The sequence below is a fragment of the Rhodococcus ruber genome, assembly GCF_027270735.1.
Classification (GTDB): Bacteria; Actinomycetota; Actinomycetes; order Mycobacteriales; family Mycobacteriaceae; genus Rhodococcoides; species Rhodococcoides rubrum_A.
The window spans coordinates 252,139-273,155 of record NZ_JAPWIJ010000005.1; the positions used below are offsets into that span (position 1 = coordinate 252,139).

20 protein-coding genes and 1 pseudogene are annotated in these 21,017 nt (G+C 65.2%); 11 read left to right on the top strand and 10 right to left on the bottom strand.

What is annotated here, in order from left to right; translation table 11 throughout:
* The first annotated feature begins 95 nt into the window (after positions 1-95).
* Positions 96-1,331, top strand: a complete 1,236-nt coding sequence (locus tag O4220_RS13575; RefSeq protein ID WP_269604978.1) for an aminotransferase class V-fold PLP-dependent enzyme — start codon at positions 96-98, stop codon at positions 1,329-1,331.
* Positions 1,332-1,342: 11 nt separating this feature from the next.
* On the opposite strand, the pseudogene O4220_RS13580 reads toward O4220_RS13575, so the two are convergent.
* Positions 1,343-2,173 (bottom strand): annotated as a pseudogene (locus tag O4220_RS13580) (DMT family transporter); the annotation flags it as partial.
* Positions 2,174-2,247: 74 nt separating this feature from the next.
* Between O4220_RS13580 and O4220_RS13585 the strand changes: the two are divergent.
* From O4220_RS13585 to pth, 3 genes are all read left to right on the top strand, one after another.
* Positions 2,248-2,844 carry a TetR/AcrR family transcriptional regulator gene (locus O4220_RS13585; protein ID WP_269604979.1) on the top strand — a complete coding sequence of 199 codons (597 nt, stop codon included), beginning with the start codon at positions 2,248-2,250 and terminating at the stop codon, positions 2,842-2,844.
* A gap of 191 nt (positions 2,845-3,035) precedes the next feature.
* On the top strand, positions 3,036-3,698 hold the full coding sequence (locus O4220_RS13590; protein WP_032404287.1) for a 50S ribosomal protein L25/general stress protein Ctc: 663 nt from the start codon (positions 3,036-3,038) through the stop codon (positions 3,696-3,698).
* Positions 3,699-3,777: 79 nt separating this feature from the next.
* Positions 3,778-4,374 (top strand): aminoacyl-tRNA hydrolase, encoded by a 597-nt coding sequence (pth, locus tag O4220_RS13595; RefSeq protein WP_420030386.1) that lies wholly within the window; start codon positions 3,778-3,780, stop codon positions 4,372-4,374.
* A 91-nt stretch (positions 4,375-4,465) separates the two neighbouring features.
* Here pth and O4220_RS13600 read toward each other — a convergent pair whose 3' ends face one another.
* Entirely contained in the window at positions 4,466-6,100 is a 1,635-nt protein-coding gene (locus O4220_RS13600; RefSeq protein ID WP_269604982.1) for a fatty acyl-AMP ligase, read from the bottom strand.
* Between the two features lie 217 nt (positions 6,101-6,317).
* Here O4220_RS13600 and O4220_RS13605 point away from each other — a divergent pair, with 217 nt between their 5' ends.
* Entirely contained in the window at positions 6,318-7,952 is a 1,635-nt protein-coding gene (locus O4220_RS13605) for a peptide chain release factor 3 (RefSeq protein WP_269605410.1), read from the top strand.
* Between the two features lie 6 nt (positions 7,953-7,958).
* A complete protein-coding gene (gene pnuC, locus O4220_RS13610; RefSeq protein ID WP_269604984.1) occupies positions 7,959-8,612 on the top strand; it encodes a nicotinamide riboside transporter PnuC in 654 nt (217 codons plus the stop codon).
* Positions 8,613-8,775: 163 nt separating this feature from the next.
* Here pnuC and O4220_RS13615 read toward each other — a convergent pair whose 3' ends face one another.
* The gene (locus O4220_RS13615; protein WP_269604985.1) at positions 8,776-9,000 is read right to left on the bottom strand and encodes a hypothetical protein; all 225 of its coding nucleotides are present in this window, start codon (positions 8,998-9,000) and stop codon (positions 8,776-8,778) included.
* 70 nt (positions 9,001-9,070) lie between these two features.
* On the opposite strand from O4220_RS13615, the gene O4220_RS13620 reads away from it, so the two are divergent.
* Complete coding sequence (locus O4220_RS13620; RefSeq protein ID WP_269604986.1) at positions 9,071-9,424, top strand: hypothetical protein; 354 nt, start codon at positions 9,071-9,073, stop codon at positions 9,422-9,424.
* A gap of 10 nt (positions 9,425-9,434) precedes the next feature.
* Here the strand turns inward: O4220_RS13620 and O4220_RS13625 are convergent, their stop codons facing one another.
* The 4 genes from O4220_RS13625 to O4220_RS13640 form a co-directional block, all read right to left on the bottom strand.
* Entirely contained in the window at positions 9,435-10,430 is a 996-nt protein-coding gene (locus O4220_RS13625) for an enoyl-CoA hydratase/isomerase family protein (RefSeq protein WP_269604988.1), read from the bottom strand.
* A gap of 49 nt (positions 10,431-10,479) precedes the next feature.
* The gene (locus tag O4220_RS13630) at positions 10,480-11,163 is read right to left on the bottom strand and encodes a DUF4166 domain-containing protein (protein ID WP_269604990.1); all 684 of its coding nucleotides are present in this window, start codon (positions 11,161-11,163) and stop codon (positions 10,480-10,482) included.
* Positions 11,164-11,243: 80 nt separating this feature from the next.
* Positions 11,244-13,040 (bottom strand): ABC-F family ATP-binding cassette domain-containing protein, encoded by a 1,797-nt coding sequence (locus O4220_RS13635; RefSeq protein WP_269604992.1) that lies wholly within the window; start codon positions 13,038-13,040, stop codon positions 11,244-11,246.
* A complete protein-coding gene (locus O4220_RS13640) occupies positions 13,040-13,975 on the bottom strand; it encodes a 4-(cytidine 5'-diphospho)-2-C-methyl-D-erythritol kinase (RefSeq protein ID WP_269604994.1) in 936 nt (311 codons plus the stop codon). The genes O4220_RS13635 and O4220_RS13640 overlap by 1 nt, the downstream gene beginning before the upstream one ends.
* A 95-nt stretch (positions 13,976-14,070) precedes the next feature.
* Between O4220_RS13640 and O4220_RS13645 the strand changes: the two genes are divergently transcribed.
* The 3 genes from O4220_RS13645 (at position 14,071) to O4220_RS13655 (ending at position 16,493) form a co-directional block, all read left to right on the top strand.
* Entirely contained in the window at positions 14,071-15,060 is a 990-nt protein-coding gene (locus tag O4220_RS13645; RefSeq protein WP_269604996.1) for a helix-turn-helix transcriptional regulator, read from the top strand.
* 12 nt (positions 15,061-15,072) lie between these two features.
* Positions 15,073-15,888 (top strand): DNA/RNA non-specific endonuclease, encoded by an 816-nt coding sequence (locus tag O4220_RS13650; RefSeq protein WP_269604999.1) that lies wholly within the window; start codon positions 15,073-15,075, stop codon positions 15,886-15,888.
* 101 nt (positions 15,889-15,989) lie between these two features.
* A complete protein-coding gene (locus O4220_RS13655) occupies positions 15,990-16,493 on the top strand; it encodes a hypothetical protein (protein WP_269605001.1) in 504 nt (167 codons plus the stop codon).
* A 3-nt stretch (positions 16,494-16,496) separates the two neighbouring features.
* Here O4220_RS13655 and rsmA read toward each other — a convergent pair whose 3' ends face one another.
* The 3 genes from rsmA to O4220_RS13670 all read right to left on the bottom strand — a co-directional run bounded on the left by rsmA (position 16,497) and on the right by O4220_RS13670 (position 19,447).
* Positions 16,497-17,372 carry a 16S rRNA (adenine(1518)-N(6)/adenine(1519)-N(6))-dimethyltransferase RsmA gene (gene rsmA / locus O4220_RS13660; protein WP_269605003.1) on the bottom strand — a complete coding sequence of 292 codons (876 nt, stop codon included), beginning with the start codon at positions 17,370-17,372 and terminating at the stop codon, positions 16,497-16,499.
* Between the two features lie 18 nt (positions 17,373-17,390).
* On the bottom strand, positions 17,391-18,518 hold the full coding sequence (locus O4220_RS13665; RefSeq protein ID WP_269605005.1) for a resuscitation-promoting factor: 1,128 nt from the start codon (positions 18,516-18,518) through the stop codon (positions 17,391-17,393).
* Positions 18,519-18,619: 101 nt separating this feature from the next.
* Positions 18,620-19,447, bottom strand: coding sequence for a TatD family hydrolase (locus tag O4220_RS13670; RefSeq protein ID WP_269605007.1), 828 nt, complete (start codon positions 19,445-19,447; stop codon positions 18,620-18,622).
* 21 nt (positions 19,448-19,468) lie between these two features.
* Between O4220_RS13670 and metG the strand changes: the two genes are divergently transcribed.
* The gene (gene metG / locus O4220_RS13675; RefSeq protein ID WP_269605009.1) at positions 19,469-21,013 is read left to right on the top strand and encodes a methionine--tRNA ligase; all 1,545 of its coding nucleotides are present in this window, start codon (positions 19,469-19,471) and stop codon (positions 21,011-21,013) included.
* Positions 21,014-21,017 lie beyond the last annotated feature (4 nt).

Below are 21,017 nucleotides of genomic sequence, written 5' to 3' on the forward strand. Positions count from 1 at the left end.
GCTGCGGGGATCGAAAACGCCGTGATCCCGCGTCGTATCGAGGCTACCGATTGTGCAACCCTGATGCCGAGAGTTCGTGACTGGAAGGACGACCGATGCTCGATCAGGACCGCATTCGCCGCGACACCCCCGGTGCGTCGGGCCGGGTATTCCTCGACAGCGCCGGCTCCTCGTTGCCGCCGACCGTCGTCGTGGACACCGCCGTCGCGCACCTACGCCGGGAAGCCGAAATCGGTGGCTACCGGGCAGCAACCGAACGCGCGAACGACCTCGCCGCGGTGAAGACATCGATCGGAACGTTGATCGGGGCTTCGGCATCGAGCATCGCACTGAGCGATTCCGCGACACGTGCCTGGACCGACTTCTTCTACTCGGTGCCGCTCTCCCCCGGTGATCGAATCCTGCTGTGCGAGGCCGAGTACGCCAGCAACGCGATCTCCGCGTTGCACCGCGCCGAGGTCACCGGAGCGATCGTGGAGGTGATTCCGAGCGACGAGTCGGGACGGATCGACGTCGACGCGCTGGCCACCATGCTCGACGATCGCGTGAAGCTGGTCTCGGTGGTGCACGCACCCACCAACGGCGGTCTGATCAACCCCGCCCGCGCCGTCGCCGATCTCGCCCACCGACACGGTGCCCTGGTACTGCTCGACGCCTGCCAGTCCATGGGACAGATGCGCGTCGACGTCGACGAACTCGGTGTCGACGCACTCTCTGCCACCGGACGCAAATGGCTTCGCGGCCCGCGTGGAACCGGATTTCTCTACCTGCGTCCAGGATTGGCGTCGACGCTGCATCCGCCGGCCTTGGACTTGCACAGCGCTCAATGGGAAGACACCTCCACCTACAAAATGGCCGACGACGCCACGCGATTCGAGTTCTGGGAATGCGACGTCGCGGCCAGGCTCGCACTCGGCGCTGCCGTCGACTATCTACTCGAGCTCGGTGTCGACCACGTCGAAGAAGCAGTCGCCGAACGTGCCGAGTACCTGCGCGCCGGACTCCGGAGAATTCCCGGGGTGACGGTGCAGGATCTGGGCGATCGCAAGAGTGGCATCGTCTCCTTCACCGTCGACGGTGAAGATTCAGTGACTGTCCGCGACCGACTCGCCGCCGAGGAAGTGACGGTGACCGTCAGCCACCGCGGCTCGACGCGACTGGACATGACGGGCCGGGGGCTCGACGCCGTGGTGCGCGCATCTCCGCACTACTTCGTCACTTTCGCCGAACTGGACACGATGCTCGCTGCGCTCACAGGTGCACGAAACTTCGTAGCAGGGTCGGCAGGAGTGGAGCCGGCGGAACGACCCGTTGAACCGCCGCTCACATAGGCCGCCACACCGATTGCCGAGACCACGAGTCCACCGACTCCCAACCAGGTGATCGCATCGCCGAACATGAGCCATGCCCACACCATGGTCGTCGGCGGAGTCAGGTAGAGCAGCACGCTGGCGCGGGTGGGCCCGTTGCGACGCACCACGAACAGATACGCGCCGTATGCGCCGAAAGTCGACAGTGCCACCGTCCAGGCGACGGCCACCCCGAAACCCACGGTCATCGGCGGTGCGGCATCTCCGGCCAGCATGCTCCATGTCATGAAACCGGCTGCGCTGACCGAACATTGGATGGCCATCGACAGCGCGATCGGCTCCTTCGGTGCCAGGATTCGCTGACCGATCGTCCCTATCGACAGAGCTAGCATCCCGGCGGCCGGTAGCAGGTAGACGGGCCAGGCGAGATCCGCACCGGCCATGTCCCCCACCACGACCAGCGATACCCCGACGATTCCGACGACGAGTCCCAGGCTCTGCCTCGGCATGACGCGTTCGCCGAAGATCCTGCTCGACGCCAACGCGACCAGCAGCGGCTGCAGGGCGGCGATCAGCGCGGCGACACCTGGCGGCACGCCCATCCCGATGCCGGTGATGGTGGCCCCGAGGTAGAGGAACTGGCAGAACAGGCCGAGGACGGCGTGGATTCTGATGGCGTGCCAGGTCGGTGTCAGCCTTCGATATCGGCACCACGCGATGAGTAGCACTACGGCCGCGAGATACCGCCAGGCCAGCAGCGTGTGCGCGGGGGCTTCCGCTGTACCGAGTTCGGCTCCGATGAAGCCCGAACTCCACAGCACCACCAGGGCCGTACCTGCAACGGCGTCGACGTTTGCTTTCATACCAGCGATGTAAACATACAGGTCTGTATACTTGCAGTGAACCTGCTTCTCACCAGCGCTTTCGGAAGGCACCCATGCTCGACAAGCCACTCACACCCGCCGGAGAACGCATTCTCAGCGTCGCCAGCGAGCTGTTCTACGCCCGCGGAATCCGTGCTGTCGGCGTCGACCTCATCGCCGAGGAAGCCGGCACCACCAAGAAGACCCTGTACGACCGCTTCGGCTCCAAGGACGGCCTGGTGCAGCGGTACCTCACCCGCCGTTACGGCCTGTGGTGCGAGCACGTGAGCCGATACGTCGAGTCCCTCGCCCCGGGCGACGCGCGCATCCTGGGGGTGTACGACGCCCTCGATCTGTGGATGCGCGACAACCATCGCGGCTGCGGATTCGTCAATGCGTTCGCCGAGTTCGGCGGCACCGACAGCCCGGTACTCGAGATCATCAAGTCCGAGAAGGAATGGACCAGATCGCTGTTCGCGCAACTGGCCGCCGACGCCGGGTACGCCGACGCCGAACAGCTGGGATCGCGACTGTCCGTACTGCACGAGGGCGCGGTGGTGATGGGAACCGCGGGCGGCCGCGATGACGCGATATCCGTGGCACGTGGTGTTGCCGCCGAGTTGCTCGATGCGCTCGCAGTGGTGCGGGTAAGTGCCCCAGGGGGCACATAACCAAGCCACTGCGCAGCATCGTGTATTGTCTTCCAGGTTGTCTCGGCGAGGGTAGATCCACGATTTCAGGATCCACCGTTATCGACGCGGCTCGGCCCCGTTGGCCGCGCTCGATCGTGTCCGCCCCGACGAGCTTGACCGCCCGACGAAGTACGCCGCACGAACCACAGTTATCAGGAGCATGTAGCACCATGGCATCGAAGGTAAACAATCTCACCGCTCAGGTCCGCACCGAATTCGGCAAGGGCGCTGCTCGCCGTGCACGTCGCGACGGCCTCGTTCCCGCCGTTCTGTACGGACACGCCACCGATCCCCAGCACCTCGCACTGGACGCCCGCGCGTTCGCAGCTGTGCTGCGTAACGACGGCACCAACGCTGTGCTCACCCTCGACATCGCCGGCAAGTCGCAGCTGGCGCTCACCAAGTCGATCGTCGTGCACCCGATCCGTCGCAGCATCGAGCACGCCGACCTCCTCGTCCTGAAGAAGGGCGAGCGCGTCACCGTCGAGGTCAACATCATCGTCGAAGGCGACGCCGCACCGGGCACCCTCGTCACCACCGACTCGACCGCAGTCGAGATCGAGGCCGACGCACTGGAGATCCCCGAGAACTTCGTCGTCTCCGTCGAAGAGGCTCAGATCGGTACCCAGATCACCGCAGCCGACCTGGACCTCCCGTCCGGCGTCACCCTCGTGTCCGATGGCGAGACGCTCCTCGTCAACGTCGTCGAGGCTCCGTCCGAGGAAGACCTCGAGGCCGACGGCGAAGGCACCGAGCCCATCTCCGAAGAGGGCGAAGCCGAGACTCAGGAAGAAGCAGAGTCCACGGACGAGGAAAGCTCCGACGAGAGCTGATTCTCAGCCACCACGTCGAACGGCGCGTCGCTCCCCTACGGGACCGGCGCGCCGTTCGTTTCGAATCACCGATGAGAGAATGACGACCGTGAGTGTTGAACCCGAAGCGCCGGCCCTGATCGTAGGCCTCGGCAATCCCGGCCCGCAGTACGAAAAGACCCGCCACAATGTCGGTTTCATGGTCGCCGACGCCCTGGCCGGACGCATCGGCGGGGCGTTCTCCTCGCACAAGAAGTCCAATTCCGACATAGTGCAGGCCCGCCTCGGCAGTCGCTCGGTGGTCATCGCCAAGCCGCGCACGTTCATGAATCTCTCGGGCCAGCCGGTGGCCGCGTTGGCTCGGTTCTTCTCCATCGATGCGGCGAACATCGTGGTGGTGCACGACGAGTTGGACATCGACTTCGGCGCTCTCAGGCTCAAACTCGGCGGCGGCGAAGGTGGCCACAACGGGCTGCGCTCCATCTCGCAGCATCTGAGCACCAAGGACTATCTGCGGGTTCGCGTCGGCGTCGGACGCCCGCCCGGACGAATGGATCCTGCGTCGTTCGTCCTCAAGCCGTTCTCGGCCGCCGAACGCAAGGATCTCGGTGTTGTCGTCGAAGAAGCCGCGGACGCCGCCGAACTCCTGCTCTCGGCCGGGCTCGAAGCAGCCCAGAACAGGGTGCACCCACGCTGAACCTCACACCCCTGTTGTGAGGTGCGCGCCCGTTCTCGCTTCCTGATGCACGCGCGCACCCCGCAAAAAGGGTGTGAAGTCTTCTGCCGTCTCAGTTGAGCAACGACGCCGAATTGGCCCGTCGCAGTTTGCCACTCGACGTCTTGGGAATGCTGCCCGGTCCGAGCACAGCAACGGTGCGGGGTCGCACTCCGACCTCCGAGTGCACGGCGTGGACCACCTCACGTTCGATGCGCTTGACCTCGTCCGCATCGCCGATGTCGTTGGTTTCCACTGCTACTGCGAAACTTTCACGCTTGTCGCCTGCATCGAGCCGGATGGCGACGGCATTGCCGGGCCGCACACCTGCGACGGTTTGTGCTGCCCGTTCGATGTCGGTGGGATAGATGTTCCGACCGCCCATGATGATGACGTCCTTGATGCGTCCGCAGACGACCACCAGTTCTTCCTCGGTGATGTACCCGACGTCGCCTGTGTCGAGCCAGCCGTCGGCGTCTTGCGTCGAGACCGGCCCCTCGACGGTGATGTACCCGGGGGTGACGGCCTTGCCCCGCACTTCGATGATGCCGACACCTCTAGCGGTCAGCACCTGCCCCTCCTTGTCGACGACGCGGCCCTCGAGGCCCGGCACGAATTTGCCGAGCGTGGCGAGAGATCGAGTGTTGCCACGGGTGGACGGAACGGCTCGACCCAGAGTCTCGAGCAGATCCGCGTCGACCACGTCGATCACCTGACCTCGAGCGGGATCCGGAATCGACACCGCCAGAGTGGTTTCCGCCATTCCGTACACCGGAGCGAGCGCCAACGGGTTCAGCTTGTACCGGGCGCCGGCTTCGGCGAGGGCGGTCATGGTGTCCGGATCGACAGGCTCGGCCCCGTTCCAGGCGTAACGCAGAGTCGACAGGTCGAGATCCAAGTCGTCCTCGGCCTGGCGCAACCGACGCGCAAGCAGTGAGTACGCGAAATTCGGGGCCGCCGTGACCGTGCCGCGGTACTTGTGAATGAGCTTGGCCCACAACAGCGGTGAGCGCAGAAAGTCCAGCGGAGTGATGCTGACGACCTCGGCACCGACTTGCATCGGCACCGACAGGAAGCCCACCATCCCCATGTCGTGAAACAGCGGCAGCCAACTGACCATCACGTCGGACTCGACGTCGAACTCGATGCGGTCGATCATCGCGTACGCATTGACGTAGAAGTTCTCGTGCGTGATCCGAACGGCTTTCGGTGAGCCGGTCGAACCTGACGTGAGCTGCTGCAACGCGATATCGGATTCCGCCGTGTGCACCGGGTCGATATCGCGACCGGTCTTCATGTCCTCGATCTTCAGCACGGTGATGCCGCGCTCCTCGAGCACCGGGGCGGCGATGTCGAACGGGGCCCCGAGAACAACGGCCTTCGCCTCGATCATCCGCACGACGGTCTCGGTGTCCTCGCCCCACACAGCGAGGTCGGTCCTCGGAGTCGGCTGATGCAGCATCGTCACCGATGCCCCGCGCATCCACGTCGCCTGGCACGCAGGGGCAATATCCACCGGCTGACCGGCCAGGATGCCGATCGCGTCACCGTGCACGACGCCCGCGTCGGCCAGCGCGCCTGCCATACGACGCGCCTGCTCGTGTATTTCGCCCCAGGACTGTCGCAGCGCCTCATCGGGCTCGCCGGTCACCAGACCTCGCTTGCTGGTGCTCGCGGTCTCGAACATTTCCTCGGTGAACTTGCTCAACGCGCGTCTCCTCGTGAGGTGTATCCCGCCCCACCGAACACAGTAGGCAGTCCCGCCCCGCCCGCGAGGCACAACAGGCCGCGTATCCTGAGAATTCGAACGCAGGATTTTGCCCGGTCACCGTGTTGGTGCCGCCTTCAACGAGAATGAGGTTTTCGTGAGTACCCCGTCCAGTACCCCCGACGTCGACGCAGCGCTCGAAGGGTCCGGACCGGCAGTGCTGGACGAATCCGGGCCCTCTCGAAACCCTTCGAGAGAGCTCGAGACCGAGGTCGCTCGACGTCGGACCTTCGCGGTGATCTCGCACCCCGACGCGGGTAAATCGACGCTCACCGAGGCACTCGCACTGCATGCCCGCGTCATCTCCGAGGCCGGAGCCATCCACGGTAAAGCCGGCCGTCGCTCCACCGTCTCGGACTGGATGGAGATGGAGAAGGCGCGCGGAATCTCGGTGAGTTCGACTGCGCTGCAGTTCAATTACCACACTTCACCCGATGCCGAGATCACCAACGTCATCAACCTCGTCGACACTCCCGGCCACGCCGACTTCTCCGAGGACACCTACCGCGTGCTGACCGCCGTCGACGCGGCCGTGATGCTCATCGACGCCGCCAAGGGCCTGGAACCGCAGACTCTCAAGCTGTTCCAGGTGTGCCGTCAGTTCGGCATCCCGGTGATCACCGTGATCAACAAGTGGGACCGCCCGGGCCAGTCGCCGCTGGAACTGCTCGACGAGATCGAGTCGCGGATCGGCCTCACTCCGACGCCGCTGTACTGGCCCGTCGGCATCGCGGGCGATTTCCGCGGGCTGCTCGACGTGCAGGACGGCAGCTACATCCGCTTCACCCGCACCGCGGGCGGTGCGACCATCGCTCCCGAGGAATTCATGTCGGCCGAGGCAGCCGCCGAACGCGAGGGCGTCGACTGGGAGACCGCTGTCGAGGAGAGCGATCTACTGATCTCGAGCGGTCAGCGGCACGATCAGGAGATGTTCCTGGCCGGCCAAACGTCGCCGGTGATCTTCGGCTCGGCGATGCTCAACTTCGGTGTTCGGCAGATTCTCGACACCCTGGTGGCCTTGGCCCCCGCGCCGGGATCTCGCGAGGATGCCTCCGGCGGCGTGCGCGAGGTCACCGACCCGTTCAGCGCTGTGGTGTTCAAGGTGCAGGCGGGTATGGACACCGCCCATCGGGACCGACTCGCCTTCATGCGTGTGGTGTCCGGCGTCTTCGAACGCGGAATGGTCGTCACGCACGCCCAGACCAAGAAGCCGTTCACCACCAAATACGCCTTGACGGTGTTCGGCCGTGATCGCACGACGGTAGAGAACGCCTACCCCGGCGACATCGTCGGCCTCGTCAATGCGACCGCACTGGCTCCCGGCCACACCCTGTACTCCGACAAGAAGGTCGAGTTCCCGCCGATCCCGTCGTTCGCGCCCGAGCACTTCTCGGCACTGCGCGTCGACAGTGCGGACAAGTACAAGAAGTTCCGCCGCGCCGTGGAACAGCTCGACTCCGAGGGCGTGGTTCAGGTGCTGCGCAACGACATTCGCGGCGACGCCTCCCCGGTGCTCGCCGCGGTCGGTCCGATGCAGTTCGAGGTGGTCACCGCACGAATGAAGACCGAGTTCGGTGTCGATGCTCGAATGGAACCCCTCGGGTACTCACTCGCACGACGTACGGACGCGGCATCGGCCGTCGAACTGGGTCGTCAACGGGGCGTCGAAATCTTCACCCGCACCGACGGGGCATTGCTGGCGCTGGTCAGCGACAAGTGGCGTTTGCAGTACATCCAGAAGGAAATGCCCGAGCTGACCCTCGAGCCGCTCGTCGCCGCGGGCGATCAGTAGCACCTTGTGCTGATCGATCTGCTCGACGCCGAATTCAGTGTGTTCGGCCACCCCGTGCTGTGGCGCGAGGTGGTCGGCAACGGCTTCGGGCTGCTCTCGGCCATAGGTGGGATGCGCCGCGTCGTGTGGGCGTGGCCGGTGGGCATCATCGGAAATGCACTGCTGTTCACCGTGTTTCTGGGCGGTGTGTTCCACACACCGCAGGCGCTCGATCTCTACGGCCAGGCCGGACGCCAGCTGATGTTCATCGCCGTGAGTGTCTACGGGCTGGTGCGCTGGATGCGAGATTCCAAGCGATCGGGGGCCGCTGTGCTTCCGCGGTGGGGTACTGCGCGAGAACGGACGGCCATGCTCGTGGTCGCGGTCGTCGGCACGGTGGTGTTCGCGCAGCTGTTCGGCTATCTCGGTTCGTTCGGCAAGTGGGCCGACGCGTGGATCTTCACCGGGTCGATGCTGGCCACCTTCGGAATGGCGCGCGGCCTCACCGAGTTCTGGCTGATCTGGATCGCAGTGGACGTAGTGGGGGTACCCCTGCTCATCGTCGCCGGTTTCTACCCGTCCGCAGCTCTTTACGTGGCGTACGCCGCGTTCGTTGCCTGGGGATTTGCCGTGTGGTTCAGGATCCAGAACAAATACATCGGTCAAAAAATGGCGTCTTAAACAATCGTGATGCTACTCTCAGCGTGTCCGAACAAACTTAGAGTACGTTTTGGCGTGCTCGACGCCGAGTGACTCGTCCTGATCGATATCCGATCGTGACATCTCGACACCGAGTCACCTGGGAACACGATGAAGTGGAAGACGACATGACACAGGGATCGAACTACCCATTGGCCGGGATCAAGGTCGGTGGCGCTCCCGCGCATCGTTTGGCGACGCCGCCGAAGTCCGACTCCACTTCACCCAAAAGTGCCCGCACCGATTCTTCGGCGGCAGCGCCCGCCGAGAAGGCGGTCGAGGCCGCAACCACCGAGAAATCGGCCGCTGCGGCCACGCCCGCCGAGAAGGCGTCCGCAACAACGCCTGCACCAGCAACGTCGTCCGTCACGGATTCATCGACCCCCCGCGCGGATCGACGTCGTCCAGAGAAGCCCGCCACGGAATCGAACGAGGTTGAAGTGACTACAAGCGATCAGATCTCAGAACACGGCCTACCCACCAACGGCCGCTCCACGTCACACGGATCGGCCGCCGGCGCCACGCCGACGCTCGGCCGGGGCCAGGCACCCGACCGTCGTACTGCCATGGGCGTCGCCTCGGTACGCATCGCAGGCCGGCTGACCCAGAACGAGCTCGGCAGCCGCACCGGTGACATCCGTACCCCCGATACCTCCGTCGGCCCCGACGAGCTGCTGCAGCTTCTCGGCGAATACCTCGTCTCGGGTGGCCTGCAGAACCCCGAGATCCACGTGCGTTCCAACGGCCAGACCATCGTGCTCGACCTGCAGAACCCGGCCAAGGGTTACCGCTGACCCCAGACGGTCACAACAGCTGCTGGAAAGCCTCTGGTCGCACCATTTCGAGTACCAGAGGCTTCCACTGCGGTGTACGGTCCTTGTCGACCAGTACCGCTCGTACACCCTCGGCGAAGTCCGGCTCGGTGATGATCCAGGTCGCCATGCGCAACTCGCGGTCCAGGCATTCCCGCAACGTGCTGTCTGCTCCGCGCGCAATCAGCGCGTCGGTGGCCATCAGGGACGTCGGAGACAGCGTCGCCAGCTGAGTCTTGGTCGTCCGCGACCACGGTGTATCGCACTCGAGCGCGTCGATGATGTCTACGAGCGACTCCTTCTCGAACACCGCTGCCACCGCCTCCGCGTCGAACGACAGCTCTGTCGACGGTGAGGTGGTGTGACGCCCCAGCGCTTCGTGAATATCGGTGCCGGCGAGGATGTCGGCCTTCAGATCGTTCACCGCATCGCTCGGGCAGAAATGCGTGGCCAATCCGAGTGCGAGTGCGTCCGGTCCGGTGATGCGCGTACCGGTGAGCGCCAGGTAACGCCCGACACGGCCGGGCAGTCGCGAGAGAAAATAGCTCGACCCCACATCCGGCACGAAGCCGATCGCCGTCTCCGGCATGGCCAGTACCGCATTCTCGGTGACGACGCGGATGCTGCCGTGAATCGAGATGCCCAGACCTCCACCGAAGGCCGCTGCCTCGATGACGGCGATGTACGGCTTGGGGTAATTCGCGATCAGTTCGTCGAGATCGTATTCCGCGGCGAAGTACTGCGGACCGGCGTCGTGGTCGCCATCGACGACTGCCTGTCGAATCGCCTTGATATCTCCGCCTGCGCAGAACGCCCGCGGTGAACCACTCGTCACCAGAACAGACGCGACCGAGTCGTCCTCTCGCCACGCATCGAGGGCGGCTCGGATGCCGTCGATCATGGCCCCGTTCAACGAGTTCAGAGCCTCCGGCCGATTCAGGACGATATGTCCGACCCCGCCGGACACCTCTTCTTCGACAACGGCCACTGTTGACTCCTTCACACGCGCATCGTTCGACGCGTAACAGTAGCGCGCGCTACTCGCGAGACTCCACCGATCGCGGACGCGCGTCACCGGGGATGTCGGCAGGTCGACACGGCCGCTCCTCAGCGGTGAACCACCCGCGATACAGAAACAGCTGGCCGAGTACCGGACTCTGAACCTTGATCTCGATGCGGTGCCGCTCCTCGGCTGCGTCCCACCACTCCCGACCGATTGTCAGCGCCGACGCCACCTTCGGCAACTTCGGTGCCAGCGGGCCGAGCAGGAATCGTGGCACTTCGCTCTCGAGTATCAGCCCGCCCTCGTCGTCGACTTCACACCTGGTGTGCACCACCATGTCCGAGGAGAACCCCAGATAGTCCAGGGCATACGCGTCCGATTCCGCCGAGGACACCATCACGGAATTCATCCCCTGCGGACGGCCGGCGAAGGCGAAGCGACGCACGAAAGACAGTGTCTCGCGGCCGAGTTCGTCGACGTAGGCGTAGTTGGCGATGGTGAACGGCACGTCCGTGCCCACACCAGCGGGAAAGAGTCCACGCTTGCGGCCGGCCCACAGCAACGGCGGCGGTACCAGGCGAGAGTGCGTCATCTCCTCCATCACGCCCACCCCGAACTGGGCGAGATGGTCCGAGGACTTCAATCCGAAGCGCCACTGAACCTTGGGATGCAGACGTGAAAAATCCGAACCGAGTACTTCCGCGACCACCGATGCCATAACTCCAGTATGCGCAGCGCCCATGTGAGCGAAACTTCGTAGCAGGTTACGAGTTACTGCTCACATGCGGCAGAGCCGCTCTACTCGAGCTCGGCGGCCAGTTCCATCCACCGTTCCTCGGCAACGTCCTTGTCTGCCAGGACCTGCTTGAGCTCGGTGTCGAGAGCGACGAGCTTGCTCTGCTCGGTGGACGCGTCGACGAGTTCGGCATGCAGCTCGACCTCACGCTTGGAGAGCCGAAGGACGAGCTTCTCGAGCTTGCTGAGTTCCTTGCGGGCCGCGCGCTCCGAGGCCGCATCGCGGGTTGCCTTGCGCGGTGACCCGCCGGTGGTCAACGAGTCCGGCGTCGCGTCGGCAGCGAGGACGGCCCGCCGGCGCAGGTACTCCTCGATGCCACCGGGCAGGTTGGTGAGCTTGCCGTCGCCGAACAGTGCCCACGTCGAGTCACAGATGCGCTCGATCAGGTACCTGTCGTGACTGATGACGACGAGCGTGCCCGCCCAGCCGTCGAGGATGTCTTCGAGCTGCTGCAGGGTGTCGATGTCCAGGTCGTTGGTGGGCTCGTCGAGCAGCAGCACGTTCGGCTCGGCCATCAGGACCCGCGTCAACTGCAGGCGTCGGCGTTCGCCACCGGACAGATCACCGACCGGTGTGCGCTGGCGAGCGGGGGTGAAGCCCAGCCGCTCCGCGAGCTGCCCGGCAGAGATCTCCTTGTCACCCAACGTGATCCGCTCGGCCACTTCCTTGACCGCGTCGAGTACACGCAGCTTCTTGGGCAGATCGTCCAATTCCTGCTTCAGCCAACCGATCTTGACGGTCTGGCCCTGAATGCGCTTGCCCGCAGCGGGCTGCAGTTCACCGGCGAGTGTGCGGAGCATGGTCGTCTTACCCGAACCGTTGACGCCGACCAGACCGACGCGCTCGCCGGGTGCCAGACGCCAGGTGAAGTCCTTCACCAGTTCGCGGCCGTCGGGGGTTTCGAGGCGCGCGTCCTCGAGTTCGATGACGACCTTGCCGAGACGACGCTGTGCAAAGGAGGACAACGCGACGGAGTCACGCGGGGCGGGGACGTCGGCGATCAGGGCCTCGGCCGCTTCGATGCGGTACTTGGGCTTCGAGGTGCGGGCGGGGGCGCCGCGGCGCAGCCAGGCCAGCTCCTTGCGGGCAAGGTTACGTCGCCGCTCTTCGGACGCATCCGCCTGGCGAGACCGCTCGGCCCGGGCGAACACCCAGTCGTTGTAGCCACCCTCGTAAGCCTCGACGCCGCCGCCGACCACTTCCCACGTCCGATTGGCGACGGTGTCGAGGAACCAACGATCGTGGGTGACAACAACCAGCGCACTACGCCGGTTCACAAGATGGGCGGCCAACCACTGCACGCCCTCGACGTCGAGGTGGTTGGTCGGCTCGTCGAGCACCAGCAGGTCGAGATCCTGAACCAGGGCCGCCGCCAACGCAACTCGTCGTCGCTCTCCGCCCGAGAGGTTGTCGATGGGTGCGTCCAGTCCCGAGCTGCCTGCCGGTCCGAGATCGGCGATGCCGATGCCCGTCAGGATGTTGCGCACCCGAGAATCGCCGGCCCATTCGTGCTCGGCCATTCCGAGTGGGTCGAGCACCACCTGGCCGACGGTCGACCCGGGCGGGAGCACGCCGCGCTGGGTGACGACGGCCATCCGCAGCCCGTTGACTCGGCTGACCCGTCCCGAATCAGGGGGTTCGATACCGGCCAGAACCTCGAGCGTGGTGGTCTTGCCACCGCCGTTGAGGCCCACCATGCCGATGCGCTCGCCCTCCTGCACACCGAGGGAGACGCCGTCGAGCAACGGTTTGACGCCGAACGACTTGCTGACGTTTTCGAGATTGACGAGATTGACCATCAGGAAAAACCTATCGATTCACTAGTGACAACACGAGCGCCGGGAACCGGGCCACTCGCAACACGGACGGTGCGGCACACGCCGGCACCGGACAGTTCAGCGCTCACCGACACCGCCGCGTCGGCGTCGGCGCACAGAAACGCACAGGTGGGGCCCGAGCCCGAGACGATGCCGGCCAACGCCCCGGCTGTGACCCCTGCTCGCAGGGTGCGGCGCAGTTGCGGCATCAGCGACACCGCCGCGGCCTGCAGATCGTTACCGAGCAACGGTGCGAGTGCCCGCGCATCGCCGGACGTGAGCGCATGCATCAGGTCCTCGGTACCGCCCAGACGAGGCGGACTGCCCTTGGCACGCAACTCGTCGAGTTCGTTGTACACCGCGGGTGTCTGCAGACCGCCCTTGGCCAACGCCAGCACCCAGTGAAAACTGTTGCGCGAGAGCACCGGAAGCAACTTCTCGCCGCGTCCTGTTCCCACCGCGGTGCCGCCGTGCAGGGAGAACGGCACATCGCTACCGAGTTCGGCCGCAACCTCGTCGAGTTCGTCACGCGAGAGCTCGAGATGCCACATCGCATTGAGTGCCACGAGGGTCGCGGCGGCATCGGCACTTCCGCCCGCCATCCCCCCGGCCACCGGAATGCCCTTGTCGATCGTGATCTCCACCGACGGCTCCCGCCCGACCCGACGCCCCAGCAACACCGCGGCCTTCCACACCAGATTCCGCGAATCGGTGGGAACCACCTTCGCGTCGTCGCCGCGCACCCGAACCGAGAGCGACGTGGCTGGAATCACCGACAGCTCGTCCGAGAGCGAGAGCGCCTGGAACACCGTCGTCAACTCGTGGAAGCCATCGGGACGCAGGTCACCGACCGCGAGATGCAAGTTCACCTTCGACGGGGCCCGTACGACAACGGGTGTGGGAACGACAGACAGCACGAGTAACCACAGTAGTGGAGAAACAGCGGCCGAGTTCACCACCAGGGTTGTGCATGCGGACCGAACATGTCCGCATTACGTGGCATCGTGTGAGTATGAAGGAAACCTCGGCTCGGCTGCTGCGGTTGCTGTCCCTGCTCCAGACCCGTCGCGACTGGGCGGGTGCGGAGCTGGCGGAGCGGCTCGATGTCACCCCGCGGACCCTGCGACGCGATGTGGACAAACTGCGCGATATCGGTTACCCGGTCAATGCGACGCCGGGGGTCGGCGGCGGCTATCAGCTCGGCCCTGGTGCCGAGATGCCGCCGCTGCTGCTCGACGACGACGAGGCACTGGCGGTGGCGTTCGGCTTGCAATCCGCCGCCGGCGGGTCGGTGGCAGGCATCGGCGAGGCGTCGCTGCGGGCACTGACGAAGCTGCGGCAGGTGATGCCGTCGCGCATCCAACATCGGCTCGATGCGCTGCGAATCGACGTGGTGGAACAGACGCCGCGTTCTGCGGTGGACGCCTCGGTGCTGTCGACGGTGGCGGCGGTGTGCCACCGGCACGAACGGCTGCGATTCGATTACCGCAAGCACGACGGTTCCGAGTCCAGACGTGAGGTGGAGCCGTACAGCCTGGTTCGGGCGGGGGCACGCTGGTATCTGCTGGGATGGGATGTGCTGCGGGAGGATTGGCGATCGTATCGAGTGGATCGCCTGATTCCGAAGATTCCGACGGGTCCTCGGTTCGCGCCGCGGGAGTTGCCTGCCGGAGGGGCGGCCGCGTTCGTCTCGAAGGGAATCGACCGCGCGTTCATTCAGGTGCAGGCGAGGATCGCGCTGCATGCTCCGATCGAGTCGATCGCTCCGATGATCGACGAGCAATGGGGGGCAATCGAATCCATCGACGAGCACACCTGCGCTGTGGTGCTGTCCGGCGATTCACTGCCCTCGATCGCGCGGTGGCTGGCAGCGTTCGACACCGATTTCACCGTGCTCGATCCGCCCGAACTACGCGAGGAATGCCGAGTAGTGGCAGAGCGGCACGCGAGAATGACCGACCGCTACCTGGCTGCGGTTCACTCTCCGGTAACCGGCGCGTGAGTCAATGGACCGATGACGTCACCACTCGGTTTCGATGCGAAGTTTCTGTCCGACATCGACGTTCCGTTGCCCGATCGCGCAGGCGTGGTGGTACTTCCCTACACGCACTTCTCGGTGTCCATCGACCCCGACCGACGCCTCGCCGCGGTCACCGGCGTCAACATCGACGGCGCGAGCCTGAAGGATGTCGAGCGGGGCGACGATTGGCGATTGGACGACCGACTGCCGGCGTCGCAGCAGGCCGGTAACGAGCTGTACTCGAACAACGACCTCGATCGCGGACACCTGGTTCGCCGGCGAGATCCGGTGTGGGGTGAGCTGTCGGTGGCCACACGCGCCAACCAGGACACCTTCCACTACACGGTGTGCGCTCCGCAGACGGCCACGCTGAATCAATCCAAAACACTCTGGCTAGGGCTCGAGGATTACGTTCTGGGGCACGCAGAGCAATACGGCCAACGGCTTTCGGTGTTCAGCGGCTGCATCTTCGCCGACGACGATCCCGTTTACCGAGGTATCGCCATTCCGCGGCGGTTCTTCAAAATCGCTGTGTGGTCGCAGGATTCGAGTCCTGCGTGCACCGGCTACGTGCTCGACCAGTCGCCGTCTCTCGACCCGATCCTCGACAAGCCGCTGCGACTCGAGACCGATCCCCCACCTCTCGGCCCGTACCGGACGTACCAGGTTCCGGTGGCCGACATCGCGTCGGCCACCGGTCTCGAGCTGGACCTTCTGATCGAAGCCGACCGCTATGCACCGGTGGCCGCGGCTCGCGAGGGGGCGTCGACGTGGACCGAGCTGACGCGACTGTCCGACATTCACCTCTGAACCAACCACCTGGTTCGATACGGAATCGTGACGCGCAACAGCCTGGGATGCCAATAGCATTGCTCAGCATCTGAGGAAGCGTCGACGGACAGGAGTTCGACATGCGAAGACGATGGACGACGGCACTGGCGGCGCTAGCGATGACGGTGGCAGCACTGTTCGTCTCGGGCGGCACGGCGGCGGCCGCGCCGCACTCCCATCTCGCAACCGTATCGATCCCGAGCGCGTACCCCTGGGAAGCGCCGTACACGCTCGAGGTCAACGGCTACAGCGGCCTTCGATCCGACTTCGGCGGGCCTTATCACGCATTCCTGGCGATCACCGCACAGCCGCCGACCACCGACCCGATCTACAGTCAGAACTGGCGTTTTCTGTCGTTCGCTTCGCACACCGAAGTGCAGTGGCGCAACACGACGACCGGGGCATCGGGCGTCGCACACGAGGACAGGAACGCGAGGTATCCGTGGGGTGAGGCGTACATCGACACCGGTCTCGGTTGGGTGGAGTACACGATCACAGTGACCTCCGGCGCACTGATCCAGCAGCTCAACCCGCAGCGAGTCACCTCGTCCGGCGCGCTCGAAGTGAGCATGGATCCGTTCTGACGGTCAGGCTTCGGTAGCAGCCAAACGAACGAAGGCCGCGGCATCGATCGTCTCGCCCCGAGCTGTCGGATCGATTCCGGCTTCTCGAAGTCGACGTTCGGCGGCCACCGGCGAGCCGGCCCACCCCGCGAGGGCGGCACGTAAGGTCTTGCGGCGCTGGGCGAATGCGGCGTCGATAACGGCGAAGACCGACTTGCGGTGCGCAGTGTCGGTCGGCCACGGCGGTTCTGCGTACCGATCGATGCGCACCAGGCCGGACTCGACCTTGGGCACCGGCCAGAACACCGAACGGCCCACTGCGCCTGCCCTTTTGACGTCGCCGAAGAACCTGGCCTTGACGCTGGGGATGCCGTAGATCTTGCTTCCCGGGACCGCGGCCAGCCGATCGGCCACCTCGGCCTGGACCATCACCACTGCCACTCGAAGACTCGGCAGTTCGGAGAACAGGTGGATCAGCACGGGAACCGCGACGTTGTAGGGAAGATTGGCCACCAAGGCGGTCGGCTCTCCGGCGATGTCCGCTGCACGAATGCGAAGAGCGTCGGCCTCGATCACTGTCAAGCGGTCGGCCAGAGTCGGGGCCCGGTCGGTCACCGTGATCGGCAGACGCGTCGCGAGCTTGGGGTCGATCTCGACGGCGATGACGGCCTCGGCGACGTCGAGCAGCGCGAGTGTCAGCGATCCGAGGCCGGGGCCGACCTCGAGAACTGTGTCCTGCGGGCCCACTCCCGCGGAAGCGACGATGCGGCGCACGGTGTTGGCGTCGTGCACGAAGTTCTGGCCGAGCTGCTTGGTGGGCCGTACATCGAGCTCGGCGGCGAGAGAACGGACCTCGGCAGGACCGAGCAGAGCCGCAGCTCCCCTCACATGTTCGGACACGGCGGAAACTCTACGGGACTAGCGGTAACCCAGACGCGAGGTGCATGCCGGCCATGCGCCCCAACCCTGGGACTTCTGCGTCACCGATGCGATCGCGATCTGCTCCTCGCGAGTGGCGAGATCGGCGCGCGGAGCGTATCTGAGGCCGCCCTGGCGTTCCCAGGTGTTCTGGTCGAACTGCACGCCGCCGTAGAAACCGTTGCCGGTGTTGATAGCCCAGTTGCCGGTTGCCTCGCACTGGGCGAGCGCGTCCCAGATCGCTCCGTCCTGTACCGGCGGCACCTCGGTGCCCGGCTTTGCTCCGACGCGAACGGTCTTCGGCTGTGCCGGCACCTTGACCACTTCGTCGACCTTGTCGCGGCCGACCTCGACACCGTTGACCATGTTGATCTTCCAGGTGATGTCGGAGACACCGGGAGCGCCGGGGTTCTCGACGACCGTCTTGCTCATGTTCATCGTCGGATCCTCGATGCGCTGCTCGGGAGCATCGACATCGGTGGTCTCGGTCTTGGTGACGGTCCGATCGCGTGTCACGACGATCTCTGCACCGTCGGTGACGGTGGCGTCGGGATCCGGGGTCACGGTATCGGCCTCTTCCAGCGGCTTGCCCGCGGCTTCGAGGAATTCACGCACGGTCGGTGCGGCCAAGGTGACCGGAGTTACGGGGGATCCGCCGTCGACCAGCGAGACCTGCTTGGGGAGAGCCACATCGAGCTCGGTTCCGTCGAGGGGCAGCCGTTCGGATCTGGACGCAGAGACGTGCACGTCCTCGGCCAAACCGGTCTGCTGCAGCGCTTCGTCGACGGTCAGGGCGGTGGTCCAGATGTCCTCGGGCTTGCCGTCCACGTTCAGCGTGATCTCACGGGCGCGGCGCAGCACAACGGTGTCGCCGTCGTTGAGTCCGGAGTCCGGGGCAGGAACAACCAGATCCTTGTCCGACGGCGCGTAGCCGGCGTCGACCAAGGCGCTGTTGACGTCGGTCTTCATCGTGCTCAGCGAAATCATGTCGCCGTCGACGTCGATGGTCACGGTCTTGTGACGGCTCACCGCCATCACGCCACCAGCGACGAGCGTCATCAACAGGGCAGCGATGACCAGGTAGAGCGTGGTCGAACGGGCGGAGTTGAGACGTCTGATAGTCGACAAGTTTCGTATTCCTGGCGGTTGCGAGCGTGACTCGGTTCGCGAAACGCCGAGTTCGGTCACGGTACGGTAACGAATTAGTACCCACGCCGCAACTTCAGCTGCTACAGGCCGTACACCCGCTCGGCATTGGCGGTCGCGTGCGCCGCCAGCTCGGCCGGATCCTGACCGCGCACCTCGGCCAAGGCCCGGGCGGTGTACGGCAAGCAGTACGGCTCGTTCGGTGCGCCACGGAACGGATGCGGAGTGAGGAACGGTGCATCGGTCTCCACCAGCACCAGTTCGTCGGGCACCAGCACCGCGGCCTCACGCAAGGCATGCGCGTTCTTGAAACTCACGGTTCCGGAGAAACTGAGCACGTACCCGGCGTCGACGCAGGCCCTCGCCGTCTCGGGACCGCCCGAGAAGCAGTGGAAGATCACCGTCTCCGGCGCGCCCTCCGTCGTCAGAACCTCCAGCAGATCCTCGTCTGCCTCGCGGTTGTGGATCATCAGCGGCTTGCCCAGCCGCTTCGCCAGATCGATGTGCCAGCGAAAGCCCTCGTGCTGCTCGGCCACCGTCGCGCAACCGTCGAGCTTGCCGGGCCAGTAGTAGTCCAGCCCTGTCTCCCCGACGGCAACCACGCGGGGATCGGATGCCAGTCGCTCGATCTCGGCCTTGGCGTCGTCGTCGAGCACGTTCGCCCGGGTGGGGTGGATGGCCACCGCAGCCCACACCCGGGGATCCCAGGACGCAGCGTCGACGGCGAAGCGCGCGGCATCGAGATCGTCGGCGATGGTGACCACACGGGTGACGCCGACCGACTCGGCCTTGTCCACGATCGCGGCCACACTCGCCGCGTCGGACGCGCCGCACGCATCGAGGTGGGTGTGCGCGTCGACGAGGGCGCCGACGGGCTCGGGCAACGGTGGTGCGGGACGGTCTCTACTCACGATCGTTAGAGTAGGCGCACCATGACTGCGCCAGCTGATGCCTCACGGCCACCCTTCTACGTCACCACGGCGATCGCGTACCCCAACGGCGCTCCCCACATCGGGCACGCCTACGAGTACATCGCCACCGACGCCATCGCGCGCTTCAAGCGCCTCGACGGTTACGACGTGCGATTCCTGACGGGAACCGACGAGCACGGGCTCAAGATGCAGCAGACCGCCCAGACCGAGGGCATCGACGTCCGCGAACTCGCCGCGCGCAACTCCAACGCGTTCCAGACCGCACAGGATCTGCTGAAGATCTCGTACGAACGCTTCATTCGCACCACCGACGCCGACCACCACGCAGCGAGCCAGGAACTGTGGCGACGGATGGAAGCGAACGGAGACATCTATCTCGACGCCTTCTCCGGCTGGTACTCGGTACGCGACGAGGCGTTCTACACCGAGGCCGAAACCACCCTCGCCGAGGACGGCTCCCGCGTCGCGACGGAGACCAACACTCCCGTCGAGTGGACCGAGGAGCCGTCGTACTTCTTCCGGCTCTCGCAGTACCAGGACAAGCTCCTCGCGCTGTACGACGCGTCGCCGGACTTCATTGCACCGAACTCGCGTCGCAACGAGATCGTGAATTTCGTCAAGGGCGGTCTGCGGGACCTGTCGATCTCCCGAACCACGTTCGACTGGGGTGTACCGGTTCCCGGCGATCCCGCGCACGTGATGTACGTCTGGGTCGACGCGTTGACCAACTACCTCACCGGTGCCGGGTTCCCCGAGACCGAATCCGAGGCCTACCGCAAGTTCTGGCCGGCCGATCTGCACATCATCGGCAAGGACATCACGCGTTTCCACACCGTCTACTGGCCTGCGTTCTTGATGTCTGCGGGTATCGAGCTACCCAAGCGGGTGTTCGTGCACGGGTTCCTCAATGTCAAGGGCGAGAAGATGTCCAAGTCGCTCGGCAACGTGCTGGACCCGCAGTCGTTGGTGGAGAACTACGGCCTCGATCCGGTGCGCTTCTTCTTCCTGCGCGAGGTCTCGTTCGGTCAGGACGGCAGCTACAGCCACGAGGCCATCGTCGCCCGAGTCAACGCCGACCTGTCCAACGAACTCGGCAACCTCGCGCAGCGTTCGCTGACGATGGTTGCGAAGAATCTGGAAGGAAAGCTCCCGACACCGGGTGAGTTCACCGCCGAGGACGAGGCGATGCTGGCTCGCGCGGACGCGTTGCTGGAGATCTGCCGACGCGAATTCGACGTGCAGGCAATCCATTCCGCGCTCGAGGCGATCTGGTCGGTACTCGGTGAGACCAACCGCTACTTCTCGCTGCAGCAGCCCTGGGTGCTCCGCAAGACCGACCCCGATCGCATGGCCACCGTGCTGTACGTGACGATCGAGGTGCTGCGCATCGTGAGCATCCTGGCGCAGCCCGTCATGCCCGATTCCGCGTCGCGCATCCTCGACCTGCTCGGTGCAGCGAACCGCGAATGTGCCGATGTGGCAACACGTTCGGTACCCGGCACGGCACTACCGACCCCGACGCCGGTGTTCCCGAAGTACGAGTAGTGCC